23 protein-coding genes and 1 pseudogene are annotated in these 26,063 nt (G+C 70.0%); 13 read left to right on the top strand and 11 right to left on the bottom strand.

Features of this window, described 5'->3' with window-relative positions; translation table 11 throughout:
• The 5 genes and pseudogenes from V6M42_RS03935 to V6M42_RS03955 all read right to left on the bottom strand — a co-directional run.
• A pseudogene (locus V6M42_RS03935) lies at nucleotides 1–228 on the bottom strand (phasin); the annotation flags it as partial.
• A gap of 20 nt (nucleotides 229–248) precedes the next feature.
• The gene (locus tag V6M42_RS03940) at nucleotides 249–1,004 is read right to left on the bottom strand and encodes a creatininase family protein (protein ID WP_332677290.1); all 756 of its coding nucleotides are present in this window, start codon (nucleotides 1,002–1,004) and stop codon (nucleotides 249–251) included.
• 61 nt (nucleotides 1,005–1,065) lie between these two features.
• Nucleotides 1,066–1,659, bottom strand: coding sequence for a TetR/AcrR family transcriptional regulator (locus V6M42_RS03945; RefSeq protein ID WP_332677292.1), 594 nt, complete (start codon nucleotides 1,657–1,659; stop codon nucleotides 1,066–1,068).
• The gene (locus V6M42_RS03950; protein ID WP_332677294.1) at nucleotides 1,659–3,245 is read right to left on the bottom strand and encodes a DHA2 family efflux MFS transporter permease subunit; all 1,587 of its coding nucleotides are present in this window, start codon (nucleotides 3,243–3,245) and stop codon (nucleotides 1,659–1,661) included. The genes V6M42_RS03945 and V6M42_RS03950 overlap by 1 nt, the downstream gene beginning before the upstream one ends.
• Nucleotides 3,242–4,354: an HlyD family secretion protein gene (locus V6M42_RS03955; RefSeq protein WP_332659008.1), complete on the bottom strand. Its 1,113-nt coding sequence runs from the start codon at nucleotides 4,352–4,354 to the stop codon at nucleotides 3,242–3,244. Before V6M42_RS03955 ends, V6M42_RS03950 begins: the two co-directional genes overlap by 4 nt.
• 209 nt (nucleotides 4,355–4,563) lie before the next feature.
• On the opposite strand from V6M42_RS03955, the gene V6M42_RS03960 reads away from it, so the two are divergent.
• The 3 genes from V6M42_RS03960 to nth all read left to right on the top strand — a co-directional run bounded on the left by V6M42_RS03960 (nucleotide 4,564) and on the right by nth (nucleotide 9,036).
• On the top strand, nucleotides 4,564–7,443 hold the full coding sequence (locus V6M42_RS03960; RefSeq protein WP_332677296.1) for a M16 family metallopeptidase: 2,880 nt from the start codon (nucleotides 4,564–4,566) through the stop codon (nucleotides 7,441–7,443).
• 73 nt (nucleotides 7,444–7,516) lie between these two features.
• On the top strand, nucleotides 7,517–8,239 hold the full coding sequence (locus V6M42_RS03965; RefSeq protein ID WP_332677298.1) for a hypothetical protein: 723 nt from the start codon (nucleotides 7,517–7,519) through the stop codon (nucleotides 8,237–8,239).
• A gap of 41 nt (nucleotides 8,240–8,280) precedes the next feature.
• Entirely contained in the window at nucleotides 8,281–9,036 is a 756-nt protein-coding gene (gene nth / locus V6M42_RS03970) for an endonuclease III (protein ID WP_442880921.1), read from the top strand.
• Nucleotides 9,037–9,166: 130 nt separating this feature from the next.
• On the opposite strand, the gene V6M42_RS03975 is transcribed toward nth, so the two are convergent.
• Complete coding sequence (locus tag V6M42_RS03975) at nucleotides 9,167–10,036, bottom strand: ATP-grasp domain-containing protein (protein ID WP_332659012.1); 870 nt, start codon at nucleotides 10,034–10,036, stop codon at nucleotides 9,167–9,169.
• A 114-nt stretch (nucleotides 10,037–10,150) separates the two neighbouring features.
• Between V6M42_RS03975 and V6M42_RS03980 the strand changes: the two genes are divergently transcribed.
• Nucleotides 10,151–11,167: an adenosine kinase gene (locus tag V6M42_RS03980; RefSeq protein ID WP_332659013.1), complete on the top strand. Its 1,017-nt coding sequence runs from the start codon at nucleotides 10,151–10,153 to the stop codon at nucleotides 11,165–11,167.
• On the opposite strand, the gene V6M42_RS03985 is transcribed toward V6M42_RS03980, so the two are convergent.
• The 4 genes from V6M42_RS03985 to V6M42_RS04000 are packed head-to-tail and all read right to left on the bottom strand — an operon-like array spanning nucleotide 11,168 to nucleotide 12,773.
• Nucleotides 11,168–11,440, bottom strand: coding sequence for a hypothetical protein (locus V6M42_RS03985; protein WP_332677300.1), 273 nt, complete (start codon nucleotides 11,438–11,440; stop codon nucleotides 11,168–11,170).
• A 3-nt stretch (nucleotides 11,441–11,443) separates the two neighbouring features.
• On the bottom strand, nucleotides 11,444–11,986 hold the full coding sequence (locus V6M42_RS03990) for a Smr/MutS family protein (RefSeq protein WP_332659016.1): 543 nt from the start codon (nucleotides 11,984–11,986) through the stop codon (nucleotides 11,444–11,446).
• On the bottom strand, nucleotides 11,983–12,243 hold the full coding sequence (locus V6M42_RS03995; RefSeq protein ID WP_056616167.1) for a helix-turn-helix domain-containing protein: 261 nt from the start codon (nucleotides 12,241–12,243) through the stop codon (nucleotides 11,983–11,985). Before V6M42_RS03995 ends, V6M42_RS03990 begins: the two co-directional genes overlap by 4 nt.
• Nucleotides 12,244–12,266: 23 nt before the next feature.
• The gene (locus V6M42_RS04000; RefSeq protein ID WP_332659019.1) at nucleotides 12,267–12,773 is read right to left on the bottom strand and encodes a DUF2975 domain-containing protein; all 507 of its coding nucleotides are present in this window, start codon (nucleotides 12,771–12,773) and stop codon (nucleotides 12,267–12,269) included.
• Nucleotides 12,774–13,297: 524 nt separating this feature from the next.
• Between V6M42_RS04000 and rdgB the strand changes: the two genes are divergently transcribed.
• The 9 genes from rdgB to V6M42_RS04045 all read left to right on the top strand — a co-directional run bounded on the left by rdgB (nucleotide 13,298) and on the right by V6M42_RS04045 (nucleotide 23,404).
• The gene (rdgB, locus tag V6M42_RS04005) at nucleotides 13,298–13,903 is read left to right on the top strand and encodes an RdgB/HAM1 family non-canonical purine NTP pyrophosphatase (protein ID WP_332677302.1); all 606 of its coding nucleotides are present in this window, start codon (nucleotides 13,298–13,300) and stop codon (nucleotides 13,901–13,903) included.
• A gap of 157 nt (nucleotides 13,904–14,060) precedes the next feature.
• Nucleotides 14,061–15,218: a radical SAM family heme chaperone HemW gene (gene hemW, locus V6M42_RS04010; protein WP_332677304.1), complete on the top strand. Its 1,158-nt coding sequence runs from the start codon at nucleotides 14,061–14,063 to the stop codon at nucleotides 15,216–15,218.
• A 327-nt stretch (nucleotides 15,219–15,545) separates the two neighbouring features.
• Nucleotides 15,546–16,418 (top strand): 16S rRNA (cytidine(1402)-2'-O)-methyltransferase, encoded by an 873-nt coding sequence (gene rsmI / locus V6M42_RS04015; protein WP_332677306.1) that lies wholly within the window; start codon nucleotides 15,546–15,548, stop codon nucleotides 16,416–16,418.
• 62 nt (nucleotides 16,419–16,480) lie between these two features.
• Nucleotides 16,481–16,852, top strand: a complete 372-nt coding sequence (locus V6M42_RS04020; protein ID WP_332659031.1) for a YraN family protein — start codon at nucleotides 16,481–16,483, stop codon at nucleotides 16,850–16,852.
• Nucleotides 16,849–17,664 carry a SirB1 family protein gene (locus V6M42_RS04025; protein ID WP_332659023.1) on the top strand — a complete coding sequence of 272 codons (816 nt, stop codon included), beginning with the start codon at nucleotides 16,849–16,851 and terminating at the stop codon, nucleotides 17,662–17,664. Before V6M42_RS04020 ends, V6M42_RS04025 begins: the two co-directional genes overlap by 4 nt.
• A 106-nt stretch (nucleotides 17,665–17,770) precedes the next feature.
• Nucleotides 17,771–18,715, top strand: coding sequence for a glutathione synthase (gene gshB / locus V6M42_RS04030; protein ID WP_332677308.1), 945 nt, complete (start codon nucleotides 17,771–17,773; stop codon nucleotides 18,713–18,715).
• An 88-nt stretch (nucleotides 18,716–18,803) separates the two neighbouring features.
• On the top strand, nucleotides 18,804–20,393 hold the full coding sequence (locus V6M42_RS04035) for a YifB family Mg chelatase-like AAA ATPase (RefSeq protein WP_332659025.1): 1,590 nt from the start codon (nucleotides 18,804–18,806) through the stop codon (nucleotides 20,391–20,393).
• Between the two features lie 71 nt (nucleotides 20,394–20,464).
• Entirely contained in the window at nucleotides 20,465–22,009 is a 1,545-nt protein-coding gene (locus V6M42_RS04040; RefSeq protein ID WP_332677311.1) for a response regulator, read from the top strand.
• A 36-nt stretch (nucleotides 22,010–22,045) separates the two neighbouring features.
• Entirely contained in the window at nucleotides 22,046–23,404 is a 1,359-nt protein-coding gene (locus V6M42_RS04045; RefSeq protein ID WP_332659028.1) for an AmpG family muropeptide MFS transporter, read from the top strand.
• A 1-nt stretch (nucleotide 23,405) separates the two neighbouring features.
• Here V6M42_RS04045 and V6M42_RS04050 read toward each other — a convergent pair whose 3' ends face one another.
• Nucleotides 23,406–25,685: an NADP-dependent malic enzyme gene (locus V6M42_RS04050; protein ID WP_332659029.1), complete on the bottom strand. Its 2,280-nt coding sequence runs from the start codon at nucleotides 25,683–25,685 to the stop codon at nucleotides 23,406–23,408.
• Nucleotides 25,686–26,063 lie beyond the last annotated feature (378 nt).

The following is a 26,063-nucleotide window of genomic DNA, read 5'->3' on the forward strand; positions in this document are numbered from 1 at the left end:
GGCCGAGGCCGACAGGGCTTCGACCTTCTCCGTGCTCATCAGCGACATTTCCTTCAGGTCGATCTTGCGCGGATCGGTCAGGCCGGCCGCCATGATCTCCATGCGGGCGTTGATCACATCGCCCGCCGCCTGCAGCATCTCCCCGCCCGACAGCGCGGTGTTGGCGGCGCGCGCGCCGTCGCGGGTCAGGCGGCGGCCCGTTTTGATGGCTCTGTCGAATTGGGTCATGACCCTTGCTTGGGCCCCAATCACGTCTCCGGCAAGACTTCCGATTCGAAGTCGGCCACATCCTTCAGCAGGGCCGGGACCGCCGCGTCGATGATGGTCTGTCCCTTCTCCGGGCTGGCCTGGGCCGGGTCCGAGCCGATGCGGCCGTCGGGGAAGCGCGCGCGATAGTCGAGAGCGTCGCGGATCGGGCCGCTGGGCGCGATCTGCGGGCTGTAGTCGGCGATCTTGATGCGGTCGGGATAGGCGGCCTGAGTCACGGCGATCTCGGACGGGGTGGCGTGCATGCCGTGGCCGGTCGGGAACATGCGGGTGCACAGGCCGTGGACGCCGGGCAGGTCCCACCAGTTCTTCAGCTTCAGCACGAAGGGCGGCTGCTCCTCGACGAAGCTCCATTCGGCGTAGATTTCGGCGAAGGTCGCCTCGATGGTGGCGACGTTTCCGCCGTGGCCGTTGAGGAAATAGATCCGCTCGAAGCCGTGGCGGGCCAGCGACGACACCCAGTCGGTGATGGCGGCCATGAAGGTCGAGGGCCGCAGGCTGATCGTGCCCGCGAAGGCCAGGTGGTGCTGGGCCATGCCGATGTTGAAGGTCGGGGCGACGACCAGGCTCTCGTCCTGCTTCTCGGCCGCGTGGGCGATGATCTCGGGGCACAGCCAGTCGGTGCCCAGCAGGCCGGTCGGGCCGTGCTGTTCATTCGAACCGATGGGCACGACGACGGTCTTCGTCGTCTTCAGCCGCGCGTCGATCTCGGGCCATGAGGAGAGGTGGATCAGCATGGGGTACGCTCCGAACGTGTCAGGCGCGGTCTAGGCCGATTGGTCGGACAGGCCAACCGTCTCAGACGGCGAAGGCGCGCAGGAAGCGTCGGGCCGCCTCGGCGGCGCGGGCCTGCCGGTCGAAATCCGGATGAGGCACGCCCAGCACGGCGCGCAGATGGCCGTGGCCCAGCACCATGCCGGCGAACATCTCGGCCGCGGCGTCGGGATCGGGCACGCGCAACAGCCCCTTGCCGTCCTGTTCCTTCAGCCAGGCCGAAAGGCGGCGCAGGCCCTCGGCGGGACCGGCCTGATAGATGGCCTGGGCCAGTTCGGGATCGGTCGGCGACAGCAGGGCGACGCCCCGCATCGACGATCCCGCCGTCCTGGCCAGCAGCTTTTCCAGCAGGCCGGCGGCCATGGCCGTCAGCACCGTCTCGGGATCGCCGCCGGCGCGCAGGGGCGCGCTGATCGCGTCCGAGCGGCGGGCGGCCAGGGCCCGGCCGATCTCCACCTTGGACGGGAAGCGGTTGTACAGGGTCTGGCGCGACACCCCGGCCCGGCGGGCGATGGCGTCCATCGAGGTCAGGGCGCCCTTCTCGGAGAACAGGGCCAGGGCCGCGTCCAGGATGGCCTCGGTCTTGGTCTCGTCGATCTGTCCGGCGATGCGGGGCATCAGTGGGCGTCCAGCGGCGGTGCGTCGGCGGCGGGTCTGGCCGGGCGCGAGAACAGGGTGACGAAGGCCGCGAAGGCGCAGCCCACGGCCAGCATGGCGAAGGCGTCGCCGAACGCCAGCGTGGTGGCCTGTTTGTACAGCATGCCCGAGATCGCCTTCATCGCCGCGCCCGCAGGGTCGATCGACCCGGCGAACCGCTCCTGCATTCCGGCCAGCATGGCCTGCATGCCGCCGTTGGTCACGGAGATGTTCTGGGTCAGCTCGCTCATGTGCGAGGCGGTGTTGGTGGTCAGCGACGTGTTGAGCAACGCCAGGCCGAAGGCGCCGCCGACGTTGCGGCTGAGGTTCACCAGCCCCGAGGCGTTCTTGACCATGTGCGGCGGCAGGGTCGACATCGTCACCTGCTGGGCCGCGATCATCGCCATCATCACCCCGGCGCCGCGCAGGGCCTGAACCCCGGCGAACTGCCAGAAGCCCCATTCGCTGGTCACCGCATGGGCGTCCCACATGCCCCAGGCGCACAGCATGAAGCCGCCGAACATCAGGATGCGGGCGTCGACCTTGCGCACCAGCCGGCCCGCGAACGGCGCCGTGGCGAACATGGCCAGGCCCGAGACGACCATGGTCGTGCCGACCTCGGCCGCCGAATATTCACGCACCCGCGACAGGAACAGGGGCAGCAGGAAGGTGCCGCCGAACAGGGCCGCGCCCACGGTGAAGGTCATGATCACCCCGACCATGAAATTGCGGTTGGTGAAGGCCCGCAGCTCCACGACCGGATTGCTGTAGGTCAGCGACCGCCAGATGAAGGCGGGCCCGGTGACGGCGGCCAGAACGGCCAGCCACAGGATGGAGTCGTCCGAGAACCAGTCGTTCTTCGACCCTTCCTCGAGCACGAACTGCAGGCTCATCAGGAAGGTCGCCATCAGGGCCAGGCCCCACCAGTCGAAGCCCCTGGCCAGCGACGGATCGCCCTTGTCGAAATTGGCGTAGCGGCCGACGAGGAACAGCACCAGCAGTCCGGGCGGGACGTTGATGAAGAACAGCCAGCGCCAGCTCAGCTGCTCGGTCAGGTGCCCGCCCAGGGTCGGGCCGACGGTCGGCGCCAGCGTCACGATCAGGCCCATGATGACGCTGGCCGTGATCCGGTGTTTCGGCGGGAAGGCGGTGAAGGCGACGGCGAAGACGGTGGGGATCATGGCCCCGCCGACGAAGCCCTGCAGCGCCCGGAAGAAGATCATGGCGTCGATCGACGACGACAGGCCCGTGGCCACGCTCATCAGCATGAAGCCGGCGCAGGAGACGAGGAACACCTTCTGCGTCCCCCACAGCCGCGACAGATATCCCGACAGGGGGATCATCACGACCTCGGGGATCAGATAGGCGGTCTGGATCCAGCTGATCTCGTCGGCCGAGGCGCCGACCCCGGCCTGGATCTGGGGCAGGGACGAGGCCACGATCTGGATGTCGAGAATGGCCATGAACTGGCCGATCACCATGCCGGCGAAGCCCAGCAACAGGATCGTCCAGTTGATCTTCGGCTCGGACGGGCGCGCTCCGGCCGCCGCGGGGGCGGCGGCGGTCACTCGGCCCTAGCCCCCGTATCGGCGGCGGCCGTAGTCACGGTCCCGGTCCCGGCCTCGGCGAAGCTGAGCCCGCCGCGGCTCTTCAGGTCGACCCTGACCTCGACCGACAGGCCGGGCCGCAGGGCGGCGGCGGACTCATGGTCGACGCGGATGCGCACGGGCACGCGCTGGGTGATCTTGGTGAAATTGCCGGTCGCGTTCTCGATCGGGATCAGGGCGAACTCCGAACCGGTGGCCGGCGAGAAGCTGTCGATATGGCCGGTCAGATGCTGGCCCGGGAAGGCGTCGGCGCTGATCTCCACCGTCTGGCCGAGGCGCAGGCGGTCGAGCTGGGTCTCCTTGAAATTGGCCACCACATAGGCGTCGCCCAGCGGCACGATCGACAGGATCTGGCCGCCCGGACGCACGTACTGGCCGACGCGCACGCCGCGCGCCCCGATCACGCCGCCGACGGGCGCGCGGATGACGGTGCGGTCCAGCGCGATGCGGGCCTGTTCGACCTGGGCGCGGGCGACATCGACGGCGGCCAGGCTCTGGCTGCGGGTCGAGCCCAGCACCCCGGCGGTGCGTTGTTCGGCGACAAGCGCCGCCTCTGCTTCGGCCACGGTCGCCTGCGCTGTGCGGGCGCCGGCCTGTTCGGACTGGATGCGCTGTTGCGAGACCCAGCCCTGCTCGGCCAGCTTGCCGTAGCGGTCGACCTGCTGGCGGGCCAGATCGGCCTGGGCCTGGGCCTGGGCGACGCCGGCGGCGCGCGAGGCGATCAGGGCCTGTTCCTGCGCCGCGCGGGCGTCGACATTGCCCACGGCGGCGATCACCGAGGCCAGGTTGGCCTCGGCCTGGGTCAGGGCGGCGCGCGCGTTTGCGTCGTCCAGCCGGATCAGGATCTGGCCCGGTTCGACGCGCTGGTTGTCGGCCACCAGCACCTCGACGACATAGCCGTCGATCTGGGGGCTGACCTCGGTGGTGTCGGCGGCGACGAAGGCGTTGTCGGTGGCCTCCCATCGCTGCTTGCCCTGCCACCAGACCACGCCGCCGATGACGACGGCCACGGCGACGACGGCGCCGACGATCAGGGGAAGGCGTTTTTTCAGTGCAGGCGACAGGGCCATGGCGGACGCTCGAAGGGACGGTGTCGGGGAGGACGGCTGAAAAATAGACGATGTTGTCCAGAAATCAATGACGCCCCTTCCGACGCTGAAACACGTCGTGTTTCGCATCCTTGTGAGGTCGTGACCGGCGCCCTCCAATCAGGTCTTGGGCGGTCGCCGGAAGCGGGCTAGGCTTCCCGCCAGCGTTGTGCCGGGGGTGGGGTCGTTCTGTGGGTTTTCGTCTGTCGGGCGCGCTGGTCGCCGCACTTGTCCTCGCCGTCGTCGGGACCGCCCGGGTTAGCGCACAGGTTGTCGGGACGCCGTCCGCCGCCGAGGCCGCGCAGACCAGCGGCCTGATCCCGATCGACCCGGATGTCCGCCAGGGCGTCCTGCCCAACGGCCTGCGGTACGTCGTCCTCGCCAATCCCCGTCCGGACGGCGCCGCATCCCTGCGGCTGCTCATCAAGGCGGGGAGTTTCGAGGAGGCGGACGACGAACGCGGGATCGCGCATTTCCTCGAACACATGGCCTTCAACGGCACCCGGAACTTCCCCGAGGGCACGCTGCAGGCGCGCTTCGCCGACGCCGGCATCGCCTTCGGACGGGATCAGAACGCCCGCACCAGCGGCTTCGCCACGGTCTACACCCTGGACGTCAACGCCGCCGACGACGCCCGCCTCGACCTCGCCTTCGACTGGCTTTCGGATGTCGCCGACGGACTGGATTTCGATCCCGAGGCGATCGAGCGGGAGAAGGGCGTCGTCCTGGCCGAACGTGACGGCCGCCTCGGCCCGGCGTGGGATTACCAGCAACGCTACCAGGCCTTCATCGCCCCGGGCCTGCGCGGTCCCGCCAGGCCGGCTATCGGCGAGGTCGAGGATATCCGCCGCATCGACGCGGCCCGTCTGACCCGGTTCCGCAATCTCTGGTACCGGCCCGACAACGCCGTTCTGGTCGTGGTCGGCGACCTGGACGAGGCCGCGATCGTGGCGCGCATCGAGGCCGCCTTCGGCGGCTGGCGCGCCACGGGCGAGGGCGGGGTCCGCGCCGCGGCCGGCACGCCGGATCTCTCCCGGCCCCTCGACGTGATGGTCGCAGCGGAACGGCAGCAGGGCACGGGGATCAGCCTGTGCCGGGTCCAGCCCTATGTGCGACAGGGCCCGGACAGCTTTTCCCGGCGGGAATTCTACATCGCCCGCAGCATGTGGCTGTCTATCGCCAATCGTCGGCTTGCGCGCCTGGCCCAGGGCGACAACCCGCCCCTGGTGAACGCCAGCTTCAGCACATCAGGCTGGCTTCGCGAGTCCGCCTACACCTGCCTGACCGTAGCCCCGAGAAGCGACCAGCGCTGGCGCGAGGCGCTGGACGCGGCGGTGGACGAACTGCATCGCCTCGAGGCGCATGGCGTCCGCCCCGACGAGATCGAGCGCAATGTGCTGGCCCAGCAGAAGTCGAGCGCCGAAGCGGTCGCCAATGCGGGCACGCGGTTTTCCAGCGCGCTCGCCAACGCCCTGTTGAGCTCGGAAGGCGGCCATGAGGTGGACGGGGCGGGATTCGTCAGCCCCGCGGAATCGCTTCGCATCTACGACCTGATCGCCCCCCGGATGACGCCCGAGCGGGTCAACGCCGCCTTCCGGGCCGACTGGTCCGGATCGGAACCGCTGATCGCCGTCACCATGCCGGCCCCGCCGACCGACCGCGCGGTTCGCGGCGCCTGGCGGGCGGCGGATCGCCGTCGCGCGCCTCCCCCGTCGACCGCCCCGGCCGGCGAGGCCTGGGCCTATGCCGACTTCGGTCCCGCCTCGGCCGTCGCGTCCCGCGAGGAGATCGCCGAGCCCGGCTTCGTGCGCCTCGTCTTCGCGAACGGGGTGGTGATGAATTTCAAGTCCGTCGCCTTCACGCGCGACAGCATCCAGATCTCGGTACGCTTCGGCGACGGCGTGCGCGAACTCGATCCCGCCGACCAGAACCCGGCCCGCTTCGCCGCCCAGTTCTTCGCCGTCGGCGGGCTGGGCCGCCACAGCTACATGGAGATGACGGACCTGTTCCCCGGCCGCCGCTACCAGCAGTCGCTGGCGCTGTGGAGCGACACCTTCGTCATGCGCGGTTCCACCCGGCCGGCCGATCTCGAACTGCAGCTGCAGATGCTGGCGGCCGCCTTCGCCGATCCCGGCTTCCGCTCCGACTTCGACAGCGTCCGCGCGACCAATGTCGCCAACCTCTATCGCCAGCTCCGCACGGATCCGGGGTTCATCGCCAGCGAGAGCCTGCTGACGGCGGTCCAGCCGGGCAGCCCCAGGGCGCTGCCGGCGCGTGAGACCGTGCTGTCGTGGGACCAGGCCGCCTTCCGCCGGATCCTGTCTCCCGCCCTGTCCGGCGCGCCGCTCGAGGTCACCGTCGTCGGCGACGTGGACGAGGCGACCGCCGTCCGGCTGGTCGGCGCCACCTTCGGAGCGCTTCCGCCCCGCCCGCCGCGCGACGCGCGCCGCGCCGACGCCTGGTTCCTGCGCTATCCCGAACGGGTCGAGCCGGTTCTGGCGGAACACGAAGGCTCGACCGAACGAGGACTGGTCACCCTGACCTGGCCCCTGTTCGTCGGCTCGCCCGAGCAGCGGCGGGAACAGCGGGTCCTCTCCCTGCTTCGCTCGGTCCTCAACAACCGGATCCGCGATGAAGTCCGCGAGAAGCTGGGGGCCAGCTATGCGCCCTCGGTGTCGATCTCGCTCCTCGACAATGCGGACCAGGGCGCGCTGCAGGTCTCGGTCGAAACCCGGCCCGACCAGATCGCCGCGGTCCGGGCGGCCGTCGTCGAGGTGGCGGCCCTGATCGCCGCGGGGGATATCGACGCCGCCCAGCTCGAGGCCGCGCGACGCCCGGCGCTGGACGCCGCCCTGACCGAACGCGAGACCAACACCTGGTGGCTCCAGACCCTGGACGGCTCCAGCCGGGATCCCCGGTCGCTCAGGGACGCCCTGGACTGGACCGATCAATACCGGTCCCTGACGGTCGAGGAAGTCCGCGCCGCCGCCGCGCGGTGGCTGTCGACGCCGCCCATCGTCGTCGAGGTCCGGCCGAAGGTCGTTCCGGTCGTCGCACCGGTGACTCGCTGATCGCTCCATGCCGGCGCGGGCGCCGGATTGACCCTGAACCCCGCCGAACTCACTCTGGCGTCAGGAGGCGCGAATGAACCGCGGCGTGGCCATTTTTCTGGTGTTCCTCGTGCTCGCCGCCGCGCTCCTTGCGGGCGGGATCAGTTCCCGCGGCGGGCGCTATTTCGATCCTCATCTCAGCCGGGGATCCTATCCCTGCACGCTTGATCCGGACCCCGGAAAGCGAGGGCCGCTGGACTGGGATATCGATGGCTGGATCGCCGAGCCGCTGCGCAAGGTCGGTGAGCCTTCTCTCTATTTCGAGAAGCCGGCCGGGAACACGACCACCCTGAGGTTCACCTTCCTGCCCTCGTTCACCGACCCCGTGATCGTGAGGATCGACGATCTGTACGGCGATCATCCTCGCCTGACCGCCACCCGGGAGAAGGATCAGGTCGTGGTGCGGGAAGGCCCCGATCACCTCGTGCGCGATCTGTCGAAGGCCGAACTCGAACCGCTCCTGGCCTTTCTGGAATCGACCCGGGTGCTCAACCTGCCGCCGGACTCCTGCCTGAGCGGGATCGATGGCGTCATCTTCCTGATCGAGGCGAACGGACCGGACGGCTACCGCTTCATCAACCGGTGGGGCGTGAGCCAGGGGCCGGTCTATGACCTCGGCAACCTGATGTTCCAGCTGACCGGTTGGCCCAACGGCGAGCAGGGACCGGATCGAAACAGGGAAGGGTATCGCAGCGGAACGGGACCGGACGGCAAGCCATGGCCGAGACCGGACTTGACCCCGGCTCCTGAAATCTGACCTTGGCCTTCCCGGCGGAAGCCTCCGACTGACGAAGCCCGATGGCCCGACCTGCGACACCCAAATCCCGCGCAAGCAGCGTCAAACCCGCCCTCAAACGCCCCGCCGTCATGACCGGCGCGGCCATCCCCGTGCTCGGCTGGCCGCCGGACGAGGATCGGGTCGAGGCCATCTTCGAACGGCTGTCGGCGGTCATGCCCGAGCCGAGGACCGAGCTGAATTTCTCCAGCCCCTACACCCTGGTCGTCGCCGTCGCCCTGTCGGCCCAGGCCACGGACGTCTCGGTCAACAAGGCGACGGACAGGCTGTTCAGGGTCGCCGACACCCCGGAGAAGATGCTGGCGCTGGGCGAGGCCGGACTGGTTCCCTACATCGCCTCCATCGGCCTCTATCGCGGCAAGGCGAGGAACGTCATCGCCCTGAGCCGGATCGTACTGGAGCAGCACGGCGGCGAGGTGCCCCTGAACCGCACGGACCTGCAGGCCCTGCCCGGCGTGGGGCGCAAGACCGCCAGCGTGGTGTTGAACGAACTGGGGATCGAGCCCGCCATCGCGGTCGACACCCACGTGTTCCGCGTCTCGCACCGGCTGGGTCTGGCCAATGCGGCCACGCCCGACAAGGTCGAGGCCCAGCTGTTCCGCGTCGTGCCCGAGGCCTGGCTGCCCAAGGCCCACCACTGGCTGATCCTGCACGGCCGCTACACCTGCACGGCGCGCCGGCCGAAATGCAGCGCCTGTCTGATCAGCGACCTGTGTCCCTCGCGGGCGGGGCTTCAGGCGCTGGGGGAGGCTGTCTGAAGAAGTGGCTAGTGGCTAGTGGCTAGTGGCTCGTGGCTGGCCACCGCCTGTGGGGCGTCACGGGCAGCGCCGCCCTTCCGCCGCCATCGATGCGATAATCACTAGCCACTAGCCACTAGCCACTAGCCACCTAAAGCCGCGCTCGCACCGCCTCGGCGAAGGCCAATCCCTTGTCAGGCGCCGATCCCAGATAGAAGTCCGGCTCGATCAGTTCGGCCTCCATCAGCAGCCAGCGGCCGTCGGCGCCGGGGGCCATGTCGATGCGCGCGTACAGCAGGTCCTCGCCGATCGCCGCCAGCGTCGCTTCCGCCAGCGCCAGGGCGTCCGCCGGCGGCTCGGCCAGGGCCGTGTAGCCGCCGCCGTACTGGACCTGGACCCGGAACTCGCCGGGCACGGGCCGTTTGTTGACGACGTGACTCAGCCGGCCGCCGAAGAACAGCAGGGAGGTCTCCCCCTCGGTCTCGATGGTCGGCAGATAGGGCTGGATCATCGCCGGACCCCGGGGCGCGTCGGTCAGCCGGTCGCCGCGCGACAGGCGCAACGTCTTCCAGGCCCCGCCCGAGACGCGCGGCTTGACCACCAGCCGGTCGGCGCCGAACCGGTCGAAGGCGGCGTCGACGTCGGCCTGGGTCGGGCTGTCGATCCAGATCGTCGCGGGCATGGCGATCCCCTTGTCGGCCAGCCGCCCGAGGTAGCTCTTGTCGGAGTTCCAGCCCAGCACCGACGGCGGGTTCAGCATCGTCAGTCCGGCGTCGGCCCAGGTCGCGCAGGCCTGGATCCAGCGGTCATGGTCGCGGTGATAGCCCCAGACGATCAGCGGCAGCACCAGCGGGAAACGCTTCAGGGCGCCGGCGTCCTCGACATGATCGGTCCAGGGCGTCGGCGCGACGGTCACGCCGGCCAGCGACAGGGCCTGGCCCAGACGCTCCAGCACCCCCGGCCACTGGCCGGCGTAGGACGGGTCGGACGGATCGGGGGTCAGGACGGCGACTTCGGTCATGACAGGCTCCTGACCGGGAATCGCCCGGGCGCGCAACACGGATTTCCTTGTCCCGGCATAAGGAAAGGGCCGGTGTGGCTGGCCAAGCGCGCCCCGGCCCGCTAAGGCGCGCCCATGACCCAAACCCCTACCTATGATGTCTGCGCCGTCGGCAATGCGATCGTCGACGTTCTCGCCCCCTGCGACGCCGCCTTCCTGACGGCCCAGGGCCTCACGCCCGGCTCGATGCAGCTGGTCGACGCAGGTCAGAGCGCCGCCCTGTACGCCGCCATGGCGGCCGGGGTCGAAGCCTCGGGCGGTTCGGCCGGCAACACCGTCGCCGGCGTCGGCAGCTTCGGCGGGCGGGCGGCCTATATCGGCAAGGTGGCCGACGACACCCTGGGCGGCGTCTTCACCCATGACATCCGCGCCGCCGGCGTCGCCTTCGACACGCCCCCGCTGACGGACGGCGCCGCCTCGGGCCTGGCCACCGGCGTCTGCATGATCAACGTCACGCCCGACGGCCAGCGCACCATGTGCACCTTCCTGGGCGCCGCCAACCAGCTGGAAGCCGCCGACATCGACGCCGACCTGATCGGCGCCTCGGCCATCGTCTATCTGGAAGGCTATCTGTTCGACCCGGCCCCGGCCCGCGCCGCCTTCGAGGCCGCCGCCGCCGCCGCCCACGCGGCGGGCCGCAAGGTCGCCATCACCCTGTCCGACACCTTCGTCGTCGCCCGCTGGCGCGCCGAACTTCTGGCCTTCATCGAGGCCTCGGCCGACATCGTCCTGGCCAATGAAGGCGAGCTGGCCGCCCTGTTCGAGACCGACGACTTCGACGCCGCCGCCGCCCGTCTGGCCTCGATGGTCCAGGTCGCCGCCGTCACGCGCGGCGAGGCCGGCTCGGTGGTCGTCTCGGGCGACGAACGCGTCGCCGTGGCGGCCTTCCCCGTCGACAAGGTGGTCGACACCACGGGCGCCGGCGACCAGTACGCCGCCGGCTTCCTGCTGGGTCTGGCCCGCGGTCTGTCGCTGGAGGACTCGGGCAAGCTGGGCTCGCTGGCCGCCTCGGAGGTCATCGCCCACTGGGGCCCGCGTCCGATGACGTCGCTGGAGCAGCTGGCGAGCAAGACGGGGCTGACCCTGGTCTGATCAGACGGGCGTTCCGGCCGAGGCCGAGAGGCGCAGGCCTTCGGCGGCCTTCAGGATTGCGGCGTGCCGGGCGGCCTTGGGCACGCCCTTGAGGCTCCGCGCCAGACGTTCGGCATCCCCCTTGGGCACGCCGTCCCACGCCCGCAGATGACAGAAGGACGGGACCGTGCGCCCGGACACGTCGATGTCGCCGACAAACCTGTTCGACGGCCGGGCGACGACATAGGCATGCCATTCCCCGGTTGATGTCTGGATTGCTACGAGGTGGGCCATGGGTCAAAGCCTCCGGATCGTCACATACAGGGCGCCGTCGCCGCCGTGGTGGCGGGCGGCCGGGGCGAAGCCCGAGACCACGCCCCTCAGCGCCGGTCCCTGCAGCCATTCGTGGACCGAGGCCCGGATCACGCCGGTCCCGCCCCGGCGGCCCTGTCCGGTGATGACCAGCACCGAGCGGCAGCCGCGCGCCTGCGCGCCCAGCAGGAAGGCCGTCAGGGCGTCCTGGGCCTGGAAACGGCCGAAGCCGTGCAGGTCGATCCGCGCCTCGATCGGATCGCGTTCGCGCGACAGCCGGCGCTGGCGGCGCGGCTCCAGCGCCTCGGGAAGGCCGCGCGGGCGGGACGGAGCGACGGACGGCGCAGAGGCAGGGGGAACGCCGCGCGCCCGGGCGGCGCCTTTCGGATGAGGCGCGGCGGGCGGATCGACGATGGCGGCGCCGGGAGTGATCCGGGGAGCCTTCTTCGGTTTCGCGGGGGTGACCGAACCGGCGACGCGGGCCCAGATGCGGCGATCGTCGGGGCTCAGGTCGTCGCGGCGGCTCATGTCGTGCCGGGCGCGGTCCCGTCGGCGTCCTCATCGGAGCCGGGATCCTGCGGACCCGGCGTCTGGACCAGCAGATCGCCCGGCTGGCAGTTCAGCTCGCGGCACAGGGCGTCCAGCGTCGTGAACCGGATGGCGCGGGCCTTGCCGGTCTTGAGGATCGACAGGTTGGCGAGGGTCACGCCGACGCGGTCGGCCAGCTCGGTCAGCGACATGCGCCGTTCGAGGAGGATGCGATCTAGCTGGACGCGGATGGCCATGGCGGGGCTCTAGCGGACCTTTTTCAGATTGTCAGTTCGGATTCGCGGCGCAGGCGCGCGCCCTCGCGGAACACTTCGGCCAGGACGAAGACGACCAGGACGGAAAAGGCGGGGGTGACAAGGTCGAACATGCTGGGCGGTTCGAGCGCGCCGCGCACCAGCCGCGACACCAGCGTCTGGCCGATCCAGGCGCCGCCGGTGACGACGGCCAGGGTCAGGCCGATCTGCTTCAGCCGGCTGACGTTGGCGGGCTGGAAGGGGTCGCCGATGCGCAGGCTGTACACGATGCGGCGCAGGTGGCGCAGGATCAGGGCGAAGCCGCCCAGATAGCCGGTGATGGCGCCGACGCCGAACAGGACATAGGCCCGCGGGACGGGCACGCTGGTGCCGCCGTCGTCCGACGTGGCCGTCAGACCCAGCGGGCCCATCGGCATGAAGACCATGAAGATGAAGAAGAGGGCGGCGGCCAGGGTCAGCAGCGCCAGGATCCAGAAGGCGGCCCCGAGGGCGACGCCGAGAAGGCTGGACATGGATCCGGGACCAATTCCCGGAAGGGCAGGCGGGCGAATCCCGAGCGGTATCGTCTTCGGGAAGCGCATGAGCGGGCCTCGTATCAGGCCGGGGGTCGGGGCGAGGATGCCGCGCGGGGTCCGGCGAACCCACACGCGGGCTTATTCATCGCGATTGTCATGCCGATCGTCAAAGCTCCGGTGAGACAGAGGAGTATCACAGGGCCTGGATCAGGGTGGCGACCAGGGCGGTCGGCAGGGCGGCGAGCAGCATGGCGTTGAGGACGCCGTGGCCAACCTTTTCGATGAAGTAGGAAGCGTTCATGGTGTTCATGGTCTTTCTCCGTAGTTCCTGAGTGAGGGATGTTTTCACCCCTCGTTCGTTGATCCGCTGCATCGATCTTGCCCGTTTGGGCTTGTTCGGGGAACGTCGCGGCGTCCGTTCTTGAAGACATAGATAGGACGTGCGTTGAAGAAAGTCATGTTACATATCGTTTAACGATATTAAACTTTGGCAATGGATTGTTGCGGAGCGTGTGATCACGATGAAACTCAAACTTATCAAAGGGATGCGTCTCGTGGTCGCGACCCACAACCCCGGCAAGGCGGTCGAGATCGACGCCCTTCTGGATGGACATTACGAGGTCGTCACGGCCGCGAGCCTGAATTTGCCGGAACCGGACGAGACCGAGAGCACATTCGCGGGCAACGCCCTGCTGAAGGCGCGACATGCGGCGGACCGGGCGGGCGAAGTCGCCCTCGCCGACGACTCCGGCCTGTCGGTCGCGGCCCTGGACGGGGCGCCGGGCATATTTTCCGCGCGCTGGGCCGGACCCGACAAGGATTTCGCCTTCGCCATGCGCCGCGTGGAAGAAAGACTCGAGGAAATCGGCTCTGACGATCGCCGGGCCTGGTTCACCTCGGCCCTGGCCGTGGCCTGGCCGGACGGACCGGCGGTGGTGGTCGAGGGCCGGGTCGACGGCCTGCTGACCTTCCCGCCGCGCGGCGACCGGGGCTTCGGCTACGATCCCGTCTTCATTCCCGAGGGCCACGACCGGACCTTCGGCGAACTGGATCCCGCGCTGAAGGATTCCATCAGCCACCGCGCCCTCGCGTTCGCGAAGCTGAAGGCGGCGCTGATTGACGCGTGAATCCTTCTCCCCTCCGGGGGAGAAGGTGGCTCGCGAAGCGAGACGGATGAGGGGGATGCCGCCCTCGATAGGCTATTGAACTGCTGAGATGCCGAACCATCCCCCTCATCCGAGCGGCTCCGCCGCCCACCTTCTCCCCCAAGGGGAGAAGGAACGCGTGCGCGCAACCGACCCCGGAGACGACGTCGCTCTGTACGTCCACTGGCCGTACTGCGCCCGCATCTGCCCCTATTGCGATTTCAACGTCGTGCGGGCGCGGGGGCGAAAGGCCGAGCAGGCAGACCTCGTCGCGGCGATCCTGACGGACATTGAAGCCCAGGCGGCCCTGACGGGATCGCGCCGCCTCGCGTCGATCTTCTTCGGCGGCGGCACCCCGTCGCTGATGGATCCCGACGCCGTTGGGGCGGTGATCGACCGGGCAACGGCCCTGTTCGAGCCGCGCGGACCGATCGAGATCACGCTGGAGGCCAATCCCACCGACGCCGAGGCCGGCCGGTTCGCAGCGCTGGCGGACGCCGGGGTCAACCGGCTGTCTATGGGGGTGCAGGCCCTGGACGACGCGGCCCTGGCCTTCCTCGGCCGCAACCATTCGGCGGACGAGGCGCGCCGCGCCGTGGCGGTCGCGGGCCGCGCCTTCGACCGGCTGTCGATCGACCTGATCTACGCCCGGCCCGGCCAGACGCCGCGGGGATGGACCGCCGAGCTGACCGAGGCGCTCGACATGGGGTTCGAGCATGTCTCGCCCTATCAACTGACCATCGAGCCCGCGACCGCCTTCGGCCGCGCCGTGGCCCGCCACGCCTGGACGCCGCCCGACGAGGATCTGTCGGCGACCCTCTATGAGACGACCCAGACCGTGCTCGAGGGCGCGGGGTTCGAGGCCTATGAGGTGTCCAACCACGCGCGCGGCGTTGCGGCCCGGTCGTCGCACAATCTCCACGTCTGGCGCGGCGGGGACTATCTGGGCGTCGGACCGGGGGCGCATGGGCGGCTGACGCTGAACGGCGTGCGGACGGCGACGGTCGCGGAGCGGGGGATCGGGGGCTATCTCGCCGGCGTCGGGGCCGGCGCGCCATGGTCGGAGCGGGCGCCCCAGTCGCCGGCCGAGGCGGCGGAGGAGACGGTGCTGCTGGGCCTGCGCACCGTCGAGGGGGTGGATCTCGAGGTGCTGACGGCCCTGGGCCTGTCGCCCGAGGACGAGCCGTTGGCGGGTCTGGTGGCGGACGGTTTCCTCTGCCGGCGCGGGCAGCGGGTCGTCGCGACGCGCCGGGGCCGCCCCGTGCTGGACGGGGTTCTCAGGGCGCTTCTTGTCTGAAATCGATTCGCTACTCCCGCCCTCCGCCGCCCGCTACTTTCGCCCCCTGAATCGTGCCTTCCCGCCCCGCGTCCGGTTTCCCGCTCGCGCCGTCTTCCTCGCACTGCATCAGGCCGTGGTAAAATGGACGGATCGGGGCTGACGTCCCGCCACCACGGTCTTTGACATCGCTATTCCGGCCGGGGGGCGCATCAGAAACGCGCACCAAACCCCGAATGTCTCGCATTCCAGCGTCAGCCCGCGAGGGGCGAGAGTCTCGCTTTTCTGAATTTTTCCGCGTCACGCCCGCCCTTGAGCCCGGCGGCCCCCGCTGGCACGGTCCCGCCGATGTCTGATCCCTCGCCGTTCCCGCCGACCGCCCCCCCGCCCCGCACCGTGGCGTCGGGCCTGTATCTGGTGGCGACGCCGATCGGGAACCTGCGGGACATGACGCTGAGGGCGCTGGATGTTCTGGCCGCCGCCGATCTGGTGCTGGCCGAGGACACCCGGGTCACGGCCAAACTGCTGTCGGCCTACGGGCTGAAGGTGCGGCTGGAGCGCTGCGACGACCACGCCTCGGCCCGCGCCGCGGAGCTGGCCATCGAGCGGCTGCGTGAAGGCGCGGTGGTGGCGCTGGTGTCAGACGCCGGAACGCCGCTGGTCAGCGACCCCGGCTTCGTCGTCGCCCGCGCCGTGATCGCCGAGGGCCTGCCGGTGCATCCGATCCCGGGCCCGTCCAGCCTGCTGGCCGCGCTGTGCATCGCCGGACTGCCCGCCGACCGGGTCCTCTTCGCCGGCTTCCTGCCGCCCAAGTCCGGCGCGCGGCGGACCATGCTGGAAGAGGTGCGGACCGCGCGTCAGACCCTGGTCTTCTTCGAAAGCGGCCCGCGTCTGGCCGACAGTCTGGCCGACATGGCGGCCGTGCTGGGGCCCCGTCCCGCCGCCGTCGCCCGCGAACTGACCAAGCTGTACGAGGAATGCGTCCGGGGCTCGCTGGCCGAACTGGCCGTCGATCCGCGCTGCCGGTCTCCCAAGGGCGAGATCGTCGTGGTCGTGGGACCCGGCGAAACCGAGGTCGCCTCCGAGGCCGACGCCGACGCGGCCCTGGCCGAGGCCATGACCCGCCTGCCGCCCGGCGAGGCCGCCGCCGAGGTGTCCCGGGCGCTGAACCTGCCGCGCAAGCCGCTCTACAAGCGGGCGCTGGAGATGCAGGGCCGGTGACCCGGAAGCCCGCGACCCGGCTGAAGGCGCCGAGGGTCGCGCGCGTCAAACGGGACTGGCGCATCGGCCTGGGATCGAAGTCGCATCGCGCCGGCCACGGCTCGGAATGGCTGGCGGCCGCGCTTCTGATGCTCAAGGGCTACCAGATCCTCGGCTTCCGCCTGAAGACCCGCGCCGGCGAGATCGACGTCCTCGCGCGGCGCGGCCGGACGCTGGCGGTGGTCGAGGTCAAGCGCCGGGCGACGCTGGAGGCCGCCCTGCTCGCCCTGACCCCGGATCAGTTCGATCGCCTGCTGGCGGCGGGCCGGGCGGTGTTGCGCCAAAGACCCAGCTTGGCGGGTCACGTGCTGAGAATCGACATGGTGGCGCTGGCTCCCGGACGGTTTCCGCGCCATCGTCGCGGCGTTGAGGCCTTCGGGAGGGGCGCCCAATGACCCGCGACGACGCGATCGCCATCCTGACCGAGGCCGGACAGGCCGAGGACGACGCCTTTCCGCTGCTCGAGGCGGCGATCGCCTGCGCCATTCACGACTATCCGTTTCGCGATCCTGAACCCGTCCGGACCCTGGCCAATCACGCCGCCGAACGGCTGGCCGAGCGGATCGTCGGCGAAAGCCCCGACGACGCCCTGACCGAGACCATGGCCGCCGACCTGCGCCTGAACGGCGACCTTCTGCACTATGACAACCCCGCCAACACCGACATCATCGACGTGGCCGAGCGTCGGCGCGGCCTTTCGGTGGCTCTGGGCGTCTTCTATCTCGACGCGGCGCGGCGGACGGGGGTGAAGGCCCAGGGCGTCGACTTCCCCGGTCATTTCCTGCTTCGCGTCGAGACGCCCGAGGGGCCGGTGGCGCTGGACCCCTTCAGCCAGGGCCGGCTGGTCCTGCCTTCGGAACTGACGCGACGGGCGCTGCGGGCCGGGCTGACGCCGCATGTGGCCGACCGCCTCGATGTGCTGATGGCGCCCGTCAGCGAGCGCCAGTCGCTGATCCGGATGCAGAACGTGCTGTTCAGCCGCGCCATCCGCGCCCAGGATTTCGAGGGCGCCGAACGCTCGGCCCTGCGCCGCGCCCTTCTGGATCCCGAGGATCATCGCCCCTGGCTGGACGTCGCCGCCGCGCGCGAGAAGCAGGGGGCCCTGACCGGGGCGCTGGAGGCCCTGTCCCACGCCCGGACGCTGGACGACCCGATGGAGGTCACGCGCCGGATGTCGGTCGACCGGGTCCGTCTTCAGCTGAACTAGGCTTGCGCGACGGCTGCCCTCTGCCCATTAGCCAAGGCGCGGCTCGGCGCCTTTGGGCGTCCCGGCCTCAAATAGCGCGACGCGCGGTAGGCCCAGGGAAGATGTCATGTTGAGAGTCGCGATCCAGATGGACCCCGTAGAGGCGGTCAACATCGAGTCCGACACCACCTGGCTGATGATGACCACGGCGCAGGACCGGGGCCACGCCCAGTGGGTCTATGACTTCCGCACCCTGGCGCTGGAGGACGGGACGCTGTTCTGCCGCGCCCGGCCCGTGACCGTGCGCCAGAGCCTGGGCGACCATGTCACCCTGGGCGACGAGGTGAAGCTGGACCTGGGCGCCGACGTCGACGTCATCCTGATGCGCCAGGACCCGCCGTTCGACATGGCCTATGTCACGGCGACCTATCTGCTGGAGACGGTGCATCCGAAGACCCTGGTGGTGAACGACCCGGCCGAGGTTCGCAGCGCGCCCGAAAAGCTGCTGGTGACGCGCTTCCCCGGCCTGACCCCGCCGACCCTGATCAGCGCGGACCCGGTGGCGCTGGTCGACTTCCATGAGCGTCACGGCGACGTGGTGCTGAAGCCCCTGCATGGCGCGGCGGGGTCCGGCGTGGTCAGGCTGAAGGCCGGCGACCCCAACCTCGAAGCCCTGGTCGAGATCCACATGGCCGGCAGCCGCGATCCGCTGGTGATCCAGAAATTCATCCCGGCGGTGTCGAAGGGCGACAAGCGCATCATCCTGATCGACGGCGAGCCCGTCGGGGCGATCAACCGCATTCCGGCCAAGGATCAGGTGCGATCCAACCTGAGGGTCGGCGGCACGGCCGCGCCGGTCGAGCTGACGGATCGCGACCGCGAGATCTGCGCGGCCATCGGGCCGACGCTGAGGGAGCGGGGCCTGCTGTTCGTCGGCATAGACGTGATCGGCGACTATCTGACCGAGATCAACGTCACCTCGCCGACCGGGGCCCAGCAGCTGAAGCGGTTCACCGGCGTCGATGCGGCCGCGCTGATGTGGGACGTGATCGAGCGCAAACGCGCCGCCTGATCCTTTCGGGTTGCGGCCGTGCGCAATCGACGATTGCAAAGCGTTCCGGTTCGTGTTTCGTTCCCCTTCCGGACAGGGAGGGCGCGCGGTGGCGGCTCGGGTGGTGACGGTCGCGTTCGAAGGCGTCGAGGCGCGGCGCGTCGACGTCGAGGTGCAGCTGGTCGGCAATGACGGGCCGATCGTCTTCGCCATCGTCGGCCTGCCGGACAAGGCCGTGGCCGAGAGCCGGGAACGGGTGCGCGGCGCCTTCGCCGGCATAGGCCTGGCCCTGCCGGCGCGCAGGATCATCGCCAATCTCGCGCCCGCCGACCTGCCCAAGGAAGGCAGTCATTTCGACCTGCCGATCGCCCTGGCCCTGCTGGCGGCCATGGGGGTGATCGCGCCCGACGCCCTCGAAGGCTGGGCCGCCGTGGGCGAGCTGAATCTGGACGGGCAGATCGCGCCGGTGGGCGGAACCCTGCCGGCGGCGGTGGCGGCCTCGGCCATGGGTCTGGGTCTGATCTGTCCCGAGGCCAACGGACCCGAGGCCGCCTGGGCGGGCGACGTCAACATCCTGGCCCCGCGCTCGCTGATCGGGCTGGTCAATCATTTCAAGGGCGCGCAGGTGCTGCGGGCGCCGGAACCCGGTCCGGTGCGGACGGGAGCGGCGGTCCCCGATCTGCGTGAGGTCAAGGGTCAGGAGAGCGCCAAGCGGGCGCTGGAGATCGCCGCGGCGGGCGGGCACAACCTGCTGTTCGTCGGTCCGCCGGGCTCGGGCAAGTCGATGATGGCGGCGCGCCTGCCCGGGCTGCTGCCGCCGCTGACGCCCCAGGAGCTGCTGGAGACCTCGATGGTCTGGTCGGTGGCCGGCCTGATCGAACGCGGGGCCCTGACCCGGACCCGGCCGTTCCGGGCGCCGCATCACTCGGCCTCGATGGCGGCGCTGACCGGGGGCGGGCTGAAGGCGAAGCCGGGAGAGGCCTCGCTGGCGCACAACGGCGTCCTCTTCCTCGACGAACTGCCCGAATATTCGGCCCAGGCGCTGGATTCCCTGCGTGCGCCGCTCGAGACGGGCGAGATCGTGGTGGCCCGGGCCAACGCCCACGTCCGCTATCCGGCCCGCTTCCAGCTGGTCGCGGCCATGAACCCGTGCCGGTGCGGCGTCGGCGGCGGCGGCAAGGGGGCGTGCGGCAAGGCGCCTCGCTGCCAGCGCGACTATCAGAACCGCATCTCGGGCCCGATGTTCGACCGCATCGATCTGACGGTCGAGACGCCGCCGGTCACCGCCTCCGACATGGCCCTGCCGCCGCCCGCGGAGGGCACGGCGGAGGCCGCGGCCCGCGTCGCCGCCGCCCGGGAAATGCAGGAGGACCGGCTGCGCGCCGCGGGGATCGACCCGGCCGTCGCCCGCGACCAGGCCGTCAACGCCCGGGCCTCGGGCGAGACGCTGGACCGGTTCGCGACCCCCGACGAGGCGGGCCGGGCGCTGCTGATGCGGGCGGGGGAAGCGGGCGGGCTGACCGCGCGGGGCTGGACCCGGACCCTGCGTCTGGCCCGCACCATCGCCGATCTGGACGGCCGCGACGGCGTGCTGCGCCGGCACATCGCCGAGGCGCTGGTCTATCGCCGCTCAACCGTGGGGGCCCAGGGCGATTTCGAGCGCCGGACATCGCATCACGCAGACGTGCCTGTTTTCTGAAGAACTTTTGAGCGGGCGTTAACTCCTGAGGTCGCATGTTTCCTTCGCAACCAGGGGACGTGAGGGCCAGAATGGCGCGACGTGGGAAGACGAACGAACCGGCAGACATTCAGACTGCCGCCAAGGGGGAGGCGCCCGAACAGCAGTTCCTGCGCCTTATGAGCCATGAGATGCGGACGCCCTTGAACGGGGTGATCGGCATGCTGGGGCTTCTGCAACGGACCCGGCTCGACGGGGCGCAGCGCGCCTATCTGGAATCGGCGCGGTCCTCGGCCGAACATCTGCTGGGCCTGGTCAACGACCTGCTGGACTACGCCCGGCTGGAAGCCGGCAAGCTGGAATTCGATGCGGCGCCGGTCGATCTCGAAGCGCTGGTCCGGGGCGTCACCGAACTGCTGAGCCCCAAGGCCCACGACAAGGGGCTGGAGATCGTCTGGTCGGTCGCGCCCGACGCGGTCGACATCGTCGGGGACGAAGGACGCCTGCGGCAGGTGCTGTTCAACCTGGCCGGCAACGCCGTGAAATTCACCGAGACGGGCGGCGTGCGCATCACCGTCGAGCGGGTCAACGGCATACCGTCGCGGCCGAAGCTGGCCTTCATCATCGACGACACCGGCCCCGGCGTTCCGGTCGAGGCCCGCAAGCGCATCTTCGAGGAGTTCGGCCACGTCGACGCCTCGGACGCCAGCCGGTTCGGCGGCGCCGGACTGGGCCTGGCCGTGGTCTCGAAACTGGCCGCGGCGATGAAGGGGAGCGTCACGGTCGCCGACCGGCCCGACGGCCCGGGCGCCCGCTTCCGCTTCGAGGCCGCCTTCCCCGCCGTGAAGGGCGCGGTCCGGACCCGCACGTTGCAAGGCCATACCGTCAATGTGATCAGCCCGGACCCCTTCGTGCGGGCCGCGGCCATCGCCCAGATCGAGGCGTCCGGCGGACGCCAGAACGCCAATGCCGATGTGGTTCTGATCGACCACGCGGCGCGCGCCGCGGGGTCCGGCATGGTCGCCCGTCCGGCCAAGGGCCGCGGGGTGATCCTGCTGAAGCCGTCCGAGCGGGACCTGATCGCCCGCTACAAGGGCGCCGGTTTCCACGGCTATCTGATCAAGCCGCTGCGCCGCGCCTCGGTGGCCGAGCGCGTGCTGGCCGCGGCCGGGGCCCGGACGATGATGCAGCCCGGCCTGCCGCCCCCGCCGCCGCCCGAGGACGATCGCGTCGCCACGACCCGGTTCTCGGGGACGCGCGTTCTGCTGGTCGAGGACAATCCGGTCGGCGCCCTGCTGGCGGCGACCCTGCTGCGCCGCGAGGGCTGCGCGGTGGAGACGGCGGCCAGCGGCTATGAGGCGCTCGACGCCATGAAGCGCGCCCGTTACGACCTCGTCTTCATGGATATGCGGATGCCCGGCATGGACGGGCCCAGCGCGGCGCGGGCCATCCGGGAACGGGGCGACCAGACGCCGATCGTGGCCCTGACCGCCCACGCCTTCGCCGAGGACCGCCGGACCTGCCTCGAGGCGGGGATGGACGATCACCTGGTGAAGCCGCTGGAACTCGAAAGCCTGCGCAGTTCACTCGCCCGCTGGACGAACCGGGCGGAGCGCGCCAAGGTCGCCGTCGCATAAGGCGACGCGGGGGCGTCACTTCGAGGGGACGCACCGATGACCGACAGCTCCACGGCCGCCGCGCCGCGCAAGGCGAGCACGAAGGATGTCTTCAGGGCGCTGGGCCGGGGCCGCGTCCTGATCACCCTCCTGCTGGGCTTCGGCTCGGGCCTGCCCTTCCTGCTGACGGGCGCGACGCTGAGCCTGTGGCTGGCGGAAGGCGACGTGGCCCTGTCCGCGATCGGCTTCATCTCGTGGGTCGGTCTGGCCTATTCGTTCAAATTCCTCTGGGCGCCGGTCGTGGACCGGTTCGACGTGCCGCTCCTCGGACGGTTCGGCCGGCGGCGCGGCTGGATGCTGCTGTCCCAGCTGCTGGTCGGCGGCGCCCTGATCGCCATGGCGCTGATCGGGCCGGAGGGCGGGCTGACCGCCCTCGGAACCGCCGCCCTCGTCACCGCCTTCGCCTCGGCGACCCAGGACATCGTCGTCGACGCATGGCGGATCGAGACCGCCGAGAACGACGAGGACCTGAGCCTGCTGACTTCGGCCTATCAGCTGGGCTACCGGTTCGCGATCCTGGCGGGCAATGCGCTGATCCTGTTCTTCGCGACCTGGTTCGGATGGAACGGCGCCTATGGAATCTGGGGCGCGGCGATGTCGATCGCCATCATCGCCACCCTGTTCGCCAAGGAGCCGCTGGACCGGTCGGAGATCGGCAAGGCCATCGGCGGCGCGGCGCCGTGGACCCTGCGCGGCATCTACGACGCGGTCGTGGGTCCGTTCATCAACTTCCTGGTGACGCACAAGACCGCCGCCCTGCTGATGCTGGCGGCGATCAGCCTGTACCGGCTGCCGGACTTCGTCATGGGGCCGATGGTCGGACCGTTCTATCTCGAGCTGGGTCTGAGCAAGGAGGCCATCGGCGCCATGCGGCTGAGCTTCGGTCTGGCGGGGTCGATCTCGGGCATTGCCGCCGGGGGCCTGTGCGCGCTGCGGTTCGGCTTCGGGCGGACCCTGCTGCTGGGCGCCCTGATCGGGCCGATGTCGAACCTGGGCTATACGCTGATGGCGCTGGCGGGGCTGTCGACGCCCATGTTCGCCGGCGTGCTGTTCGTCGAGAATTTCAGCGAGGGTTTGGCCGGCGCGGCGCTGGTCGCCTACATGTCGAGCCTGACCGGCATCGGCTATACGGCGACCCAGTACGCCCTGCTGAGCTCGTTCTACGCCCTGCTCGGCAAATTCCTGAAGGGCTTCTCGGGGGTGGTGGTCGAGAGCCTGCAGCAGGGGCATGACCTGATGGTCGCCTACGCCCTGTTCTTCGCCGGGACGGCGGCCGTCGGCATTCCGGCCGTCATCCTGTGCTGGCTGCTGGACCGGCGGAATCGCCGCCTGAAGGCCGCGGCGGGGCTGATCTGAATCAGCCCTCGACCGCGGCCCCTTCGTCATAGGCGGCGAAGGTGGCGGCGGTGATGATCTCGGACACCGAGGCGCCCAGGGACACGATCTGGACCGACTTCTCGAGCCCGACCAGCAGCGGGCCGATCACGGTCGCGCCGCCCAGCTGCTGGACCAGCTTGGTCGAGATGGCGGCCGAGTGGATGGCGGGCATGACCAGGACGTTGGCATGGCCGGTCAGGCGCATGAACGGATAGGCCGACCGCTGTTCCGGATCGAGCGCCAGCTCGGGCGGCATCTCGCCCTCGTATTCGAAATCGACGCCCTTGGAATCGAGGATGCGGATGGCCTCGCGCACCTTTTCGGCGCGGTCGCCCGGAGGGTTGCCGAAGGTGGAGTAGGACAGGAAGGCGACGCGGGGGGTCTTGCCGAGCTTCTTGACCGTCTCGGCCGCCTGGATGGCGATCTCGGCCAGTTCCGCCGCGTTCGGCAGTTCGTGGATCGAGGTGTCGGCGACGAACAGGGTGCGCCCCTTCGCCAGCAGGATCGACACGCCGATCATCCGCTCCTTGACGTCGAGGACGCGCCGGACCTCCTTGAGCACCATGTTGAAATTGCGGGTCACGCCGGTGACCATGCAGTCGGCCTGGCCGCGGGCGCACATGGCGGCGGCGAAATAGTTGCGGTCCTGATTGATCATCCGCTGGACGTCGCGCTTCAGATAGCCGCGGCGCTGCAGGCGCTCATAGAGCCAGTCGGTGTAGTCGGCGTTGTGCTCCGACACCCGGGCGTTGACGATCCGGATGCCCATCTCGTCGAAATTCAGCCCCGCCTCGGCGGCGTTCTTGCGGATCAGCTCCTCGCGGCCGATCAGGATCGGCGTGCCCAGCTCGGCCTGTTTGAAGCCCCAGGCCGCGCGGATGACGGCGGTCTCCTCGCCCTCGGCGAAGACGACGCGCTTGTTGGGACCGGCGCGCACGGCGGCCGAGATGTTCTGCATCAGGGCGGCGGAGGGATCGAGCCGCGAGCGCAGCTGGATCCGGTAGGCGTCCATGTCCTCGATCGGCTTGCGGGCCACGCCGGTGTCCATCGCCGCCTGGGCGACGAAGGGCGGGATGTACCAGATCAGGCGCGGATCGAAGGGCGTGGGGATGATGTAGTCCGGGCCGAATTTCAGCTTGCGGCCGCGATAGGCGGCGGCGACCTCGTCCGGCACGTCCTCGCGCGCGAGGGCGGCCAGGGCCTGGGCGCAGGCGACCTTCATCTCGTGGTTCACCTGGCGGGCGCGCACGTCGAGGGCGCCGCGGAAGATGTAGGGGAAGCCGAGGACGTTGTTGACCTGGTTGGCGTAGTCCGAGCGGCCGGTGGCGATGATGGCGTCGGAGCGCACCGACAGCACGTCCTCCGGGGTGATCTCCGGGTCCGGATTGGCCATGGCGAAGATGATCGGCCGGGGCGCCATGGAGGCGACCATCTCTTTCGTGATCGCGCCCTTGGCCGACAGGCCGATGACCACGTCGGCGCCGACCATGGCCTCTTCGAGGGTGCGCAGGTGGGTGTCGGTGGCGTGGGCCGCCTTCCACTGGTCGACGTTGGCGCGGCCCCGGTAGACGACGCCGTCGCGGTCGACGATGACGGTGTTCTCGTGCTTGACCCCGGCGGCCTTCATCAGGCCGATGGACGACAGGCCCGCGGCGCCGGCGCCGGTCAGGACAACCTTGATCTCGTCCATCTTCTTGCCGGCGATGTGGCAGGCGTTGATCAGGCCGGCGGTCGAGATGATGGCCGTGCCGTGCTGGTCGTCATGGAAGACCGGGATGTCCAGCAGGTCCTGCAGCTGGCTTTCGATCTCGAAACATTCGGGGGACTTGATGTCCTCCAGATTGATGCCGCCCCAGGTGTCGCCGATGTTCTTGACCACGGTGACGAACTCGTCCGGGTCGGTGGTCTTGACCTCGACGTCGAAGCTGTCGACGTCGGCGAAGCGTTTGAACAGGACGGCCTTGCCCTCCATCACCGGCTTGGACGCCATGTGGCCGAGGTTGCCGAGGCCGAGAATGGCCGTGCCGTTGGAGATGACGGCGACCAGGTTGCCCTTGGACGTATAGTCGTAGGCCTTGTCGACATCCTCCGCGATCGCCAGCACCGGAATGGCGACGCCGGGCGAATAGGCCAGCGACAGGTCGCGCTGGGTCGCCATCGGCTTGGTCGGCGCCATGGAGATCTTGCCCGGCGTGGGGCTGCGGTGGAACTCCAGCGCGTCTTCGTCGGAGAAGGTCTGTTTGTCGGTCAGGTCGGGCATGGACTGTTCCTAAAGCGGGGGGCGGGCCGGGACAACCGTTGTGGGGCGGCATACGGGTTCTCCCTCCCCCTTGGGGGAGGGATGTCGGCGCGCAGCGACGACAGGGTGGGAGCGGCTTGATGGAGGCGGGCGCGGCCTTGCGGCCGTTCCCACCCGGTCGCTGCGCGACCACCCTCCCCCGAGGGGGAGGGAGAAGGCGTGCGTCGTCGCCGCTTCGGGAAAAGCGGTTGGGGAGGTCGCGGAGCGCAGCGGCTAGCCCGGAACCGATATGTGGCCCCCTGCTTTCGCGTTACGGGGACCGGATATGTTTTTCGGCGTCGCCGCCTTCGCTCCGCGCGACCGGTTCACGCAAGCCGACGGGGGCGGGCTTCTGGTGGC

The sequence above is a fragment of the Brevundimonas sp. genome (assembly GCF_036677305.1).
Classification (GTDB): Bacteria; Pseudomonadota; Alphaproteobacteria; order Caulobacterales; family Caulobacteraceae; genus Brevundimonas.